We start from the raw sequence: 5564 nt of genomic DNA, 5'->3' as shown, positions 1-5564 counted from the left end.
TTGGTTACCGGCGGGAATGGCTGACCCTTGCGTGTGAAAACTGAAACCGGTTCAGGACGGTCAGAATGCAGATTGTCGTCATTTACTGCCTGAACAGTATATAAATATGTGCACCCGAAAACAGCTGTTTCATCATAGAAGGTCTTTTTCCCCGTAGGGTCCTCTCCCCTTGGAATAGTTATTTCCCCTACCTTGGTCCAGTTGATTCCTTCAGCCATATCCTTATCAAGGCTGCTGTAGGGTACTACCCCCAGAATACCGTATTCATCTGCAATAGCCTTAAAGGCACTAAGCTTGCTGGTTATAGATACACCTGACAAATTGCTTATGAAATCAGATCTGCCTGTCATCTGTGTCTTGAATCTGCTGGATATGCCAGTCGTAAATCCAGGTGTTTCAGTTGTAGTCATATCCAACAAGGCTGGTATTGTAAACGGAGCAGCAGATGCCACATATGCTTTTTCAGGCACACCTGATGAACCTTCCAATTTTGCAATAGTATCCCGGTACATATCCAGATTGAACATTTTGCTGAATAATTTCGGCTCTATGTCATTTAATTTTTTCAAATCCTTATCGAGGATGCTGGGAATTCTACACCTGTATATAATATATTTACTGGCATTGGCAACTCCCAGGAAATTTATCTGGTTAATTTCCTTTTTTGAAAAAGGAACCAGCATGGCAGGCGGTTGAGGTGCTACAGTGGAAGGAACTCTGTATTTTGTAATTGCTCCATTTTCCGATTCCACTCCCCATACGCTTACCGAAACCACCTTGTAATAATAGTAGTGGGCAACAGTCTGATCTACCTTTTCACTATAAACTGTATTCTTGAGATTATCGGCCACCATACTCCACTTCAGCGCGGAAAGATTCTGATCATCTTCGAAGTATGGCACTTCTGCTCTATAGACCCTGAAGTAAGATACCTGAGGATCCTGGGGGCGATCCCAGTTCAGTTTTACCCATCCAGCAGGAATAAACTCACCAAAGGGTTTTAGTATATCTTCATAGGTCTTCTCAGGTATGAGACATATCATGTAGATATATAAACGCCCGTTTTTCTTTTCTACAGTATCGGTGCATTGATTGACATCGGTTTTAGCTGTTTTAAGCTTCCAGTCAAAGGCCTCTAATGCTTCTTCCTTGCTCATGCTGCGCAAGGCTTCCTTGGATATTCCGTCGGCATATGCCCTGTAAACAGCATACCCCGAAATGCCTTCTCCCGGATAATGATTCCAGGTAAAATCAAGGGATCCGGATTGGGAAACTTCCTCGTTGGACAATACCACCATATCCAAAACATCCCTCGGATTCGGCAAGTTATCCAGTTCAATGTTCACCTGCTGAGGTGCTGTTTTGTAGTCAAAGCTTAGGGCATCGGACAAAGAAAAACCTATCTGTGGTTGAGTGCTTGCCTGAAGGGGTAAAAGTTGGGATGTCTGGCTCTGCTGATTTCCAATCATTCCTGATATGTCTATAGATTTATTGCCTTCCAAAACGGCTGATATATCTGTCTTTTCAGTTCGCATATACCTTCGGAAAAATCCGGGAGGAAGCTCTTTCTTGTCTTCTAGTGCCTGGTTGTGGCGCATCATAGCTATAACATTGGTGGGATTCTTCGGTGGGGATTGTGTTGCATAACCCACCACTTTGGATTGAGACCACATGCTTTCATTTCCCCAGCTATCAAGAGCAGCAACCCAATACTTATAGTAATATCCGGGCTCAATAGTGCTATCCTGGTATATGACATCCACCCTATCCTCAGTATCAGGATTAATTGTAAACTGCCTTTTCTTCAAAGTCAGTGAATTTATTGGCTTCAAATTAATGACAGTTTGATTCGATAGTTCCAGTTCATCTACAAAGGACAAATAATCAATGCGATCCAATTCCTCCGGAATGCCGAAAACTCCATTGCCCTGTGCTTTACTTCGATATATTACAAATACATCCGTATCATCAGAAGTCCTGGCAATTGGCAAAGCAATACCGGCGCTCCATTTGTTCTGCTCAAAAAGCTGTACATATCCTTTTGGAGTGCGACCGCTGATTCGTGTAGATAAAACAGGCTCTCCCAGAAAAGGCTGATCAGGAGGGGTAACCTTCTGAACCTTTATTTCCAGTTCCTCAGAAAAATCGCTTACTCTTCCGAAAATATCTAGGGCTTGAAGTCTATAGACCAGCTCATCCCCATTTCGCACATTCTTATCTTCGTAGAAAACAGGTGTTTCATAAAGTATACCGTCCTCTTCGGTATAAGATATAGCCACAGGTATGTCGTTGATGAGCGTGAAATTATCCTCTCCCTTCTTCTTACGCTCAATAAAGTAGCCGGATATGATGCTCCTGGAGTATTCCGATTCAGGAGCCTTCCACCTGAAAGATACCATGTTGTCAGCTCCATAGCCCATGAAATCCTTTGGAACTTCAACAGGCTCTTCCACGCCGTATTTCACAGTGACACTGTAGGAGCCATTTCCAACTATCCCTGCTCCTACCTGCTCAGGGGTTATTCTGCTGTTTTCTCCAATCAATGGTACCAGGGTGTATTTGACGCTGGCATTTAAGTCCATATGGATGTCCTCAAGATTATCCTCATATCCCAAACCGCTTTCATTGGCAAACTGTTGATTGACAAATGCATTTGTCATGATCATTTTTCTGGATTTTAAAAGCTTATCTATGATCATTTCCTTTTCTGATTTGGCTGCCTCTCTGGCAGGCTCGGTAATAAGTGTGTTTCCATGAAGCAAGGCTTTTCTCTCAGCAAGAGGAACAGGAATGGCCTTTATCTCATTCTTGAAGTGTATATCGTTTCTCTGGAATGCATCAATTTGAGGCATTCTTTCTTCAATGCTTCCAGGTTGGCTGAATAAGCTTTCCTTAATAAGCATGAAGTTTTGCTCACCTGTTATCTTGGTATACTCAATAGAAGGTTTAACATCGCTATAAACCAGTTTGTTGAATTCGCTTACCGATTTCACCCCTATTTTTTTCATCTTGTCTGAATCAAGATTTGCATCTTTGTATAGCTCAACGATATAGGGAGAGAAATTATAATTTGAATTCTCTAGCTGTAAAATCCTAGTCATGCTCCCCAAACCTTGGGCTATTAACTCAGTTTTACCGTTTAATGTTCTGAATAGATTGTATCCTTTTTCAGGTATCCATTCCTCGTCTGGAGTCCATCTCAGAACTATTTTGTCAGGTGTAGTCCATGTCCCTTTCATAGGATTGCTTATTCCCGTCTGCAAGGATAAATCACTGGGCTTGATACCTCTGCCTTGTTTTTGTCTCAGTATTCCCGCCTCATCCTTTTCATAATTTGTAAATCCTGTAATGATCGGTGTTATCAATGTAACAATCAGCAAGATGGCTATAAGTTTATAGGGCCTTTTCATTTCAATCCCCCTTTTATAGAATTTTCCCAGCGATACATAGGAATTTCTGATCTAAATGGATTAAATTGCCTATATATTCTATTTTAGCTAAAATATCTTACAATAAGTACACCTTAAAGTATTAGGCTTATAAATAAGATGAATAGACAGAGTTGTTTGACACTGCATATTAAATGGCATAATATAAAGAATGTAAGTAATTTTTGCGACGGTAGGTGAAACAATGCTTTATCAACTATTCAGTACATTTTTTAAAATTGGCTGCTTTACCATAGGAGGCGGCTATGCCATGGTTCCTGTAATACAGAGGGAAGTCGTAGAGAATAAAAAGTGGATAAGCCAGGATGAGTTTCTGGATGCTATTGCGCTGACCAATAGTTTGCCTGGTCCTTTGGCCACGAATACAGCAACTTATGTAGGATATAGAATGGCAGGAATACCGGGAGCTGTAACAGGAGTTCTGGCAACAGCTTTACCATCTTTCCTTATAATACTTGCCATAGCAGTCTTCTTTACCACCATAAAGGATAGTGCAGCGGTTCAGAACATTTTTAAAGGCATAAGACCTGCAGTAGTATCTTTAATAACATTTGCGGTAATCAAGCTGGCAAAGTCCATAGGTTTAAAAAGCAAGAACCTTCTTATATCACTGGGTACTCTTCTAGGTATGGTATTTTTAAATATTCATCCTATTGCAGCCGTAATAGTATCTGGGATTTTAGGCTTCTTCTTTTTCAGAGAGGAGGCTGCTAAATAATGAATATATTATGGGAAATCTTCTTTTCTTTCCTGAAGATTGGGGCTTTCAGCTTTGGAGGAGGATATGCAGTCATATCCATGATTCAGAAAGATATAATATTGGATAAAGGCTGGATAAATGCAGAAGAGTTCATTGATATAGTAGCAATAGCGGAGATGACTCCCGGGCCTATTGCAGTTAATTCTTCTACATATTTAGGCTATAAGATGACAGGTATTTTAGGTTCCTTGCTGGGTACCATAGGAGTGCTTTTGGTTCCCACATTACTGGCGCTGATTGTTTCCATATACTTCAACAAATTTAAACATCTTGATTGGGTCAAGTGGGTATTAAAAGGAATAAGGCCTGCGGTTCTGGGCATCATAGCCGCTGCCTGCTTTACTATAGGGAAAGTATCCTTCGTTGATATAAAAAGTGTGATAATTGGTGCTCTGATTTTTATTGGGGTATATAAGCTTAAGATAAGTCCCATACTGGCAATTGTTATATCTGGAGGACTTGGACTCATACTATACGGCATGCCTGTTTGATGTTCATTGCGTTGCCTGTGGGATTCTTTATATTAGAACTCAGAGCTCAGTACTCAGAACTCAGATTTAGGTATTCCCCTTGGGTCTTTATAAAGAACACGGATTTACACGGTGGGTTACTTTATTTAACCACTAAAGGACACTAAAGTATGAATATTAGATATGTGCTTCTGATATGAGAGTTCGCTTTGGCAGTTCTACAGCTTGATCTCACAAAAAGCCTAACGGCACCCAAAGGACCTCCATGTCCTGGATGCCTAGGCTGGCATCCGTGCCAGCCTTACGGCTTTTTTGCTCGCTCTTCGCTAAGAACTATAACAAAGCTCACAAAATATCCTCAGCACATATCTGATATCCGCATACTGTAGCGTTCTCCCATACTATAGACCTCACTGTACCTTAGAAAGCTACAGTACCTAAAGAATAAGCATATGTGCAGTTTACAAGGTTATTGATTTTGGCAACTCTAAAGCTCATATCCTAAGAAAAATCTAACGCCTCCCAAAGGGCCTCCATGCCCTGGAAGGCTTGGGCACCATCCATGCTGCCCATACGATTTTTCTAAGGATACTTCGCTAAGAGTTACTAACAAAATCAATAAATATGTTCACTTACACATATGCTTATTCTTTAGCTTATGTAGCGTTATAAGATTGACTTTATAGCAACTTCAGTATGAATATAATTAATATGCACTCTTTAGTGTCTTTTAGTGGTTTCAAATAAACCCTCCAGAGGAATACCCCAGGCAACGTGACCAAATCTATGTTTAAAAAACCTCTTCACAGTCAATAATACTAGCTGTGAAGAGGTGATTTTTTTGAGTGTTAAAATAGGTGTGCCAAGGGGTATGTATTTTTATAA

The 5564-nt window shown here is 40.6% G+C and carries 3 protein-coding genes; 2 read left to right on the top strand and 1 reads right to left on the bottom strand.

What is annotated here, in order from left to right:
* On the bottom strand, positions 1-3410 hold a 3410-nt coding region (locus ACESM9_RS12970), incomplete at its 3' end, for a hypothetical protein (protein ID WP_372999399.1).
* A gap of 223 nt (positions 3411-3633) precedes the next feature.
* Between ACESM9_RS12970 and ACESM9_RS12965 the strand changes: the two genes are divergently transcribed.
* Both ACESM9_RS12965 and ACESM9_RS12960 read left to right on the top strand, forming a co-directional pair.
* Positions 3634-4167 (top strand): chromate transporter, encoded by a 534-nt coding sequence (locus ACESM9_RS12965; RefSeq protein ID WP_372999396.1) that lies wholly within the window; start codon positions 3634-3636, stop codon positions 4165-4167.
* On the top strand, positions 4167-4700 hold the full coding sequence (locus tag ACESM9_RS12960; RefSeq protein ID WP_372999393.1) for a chromate transporter: 534 nt from the start codon (positions 4167-4169) through the stop codon (positions 4698-4700). The genes ACESM9_RS12965 and ACESM9_RS12960 overlap by 1 nt, the downstream gene beginning before the upstream one ends.
* The last annotated feature ends 864 nt before the right edge of the window (positions 4701-5564 follow it).

It is taken from the genome of Lutispora sp., from assembly GCF_041687175.1.
In the GTDB taxonomy this organism is placed as follows: Bacteria; Bacillota; Clostridia; order Lutisporales; family Lutisporaceae; genus Lutispora.
This window is presented reverse-complemented; position numbering and strand designations above follow the sequence as displayed.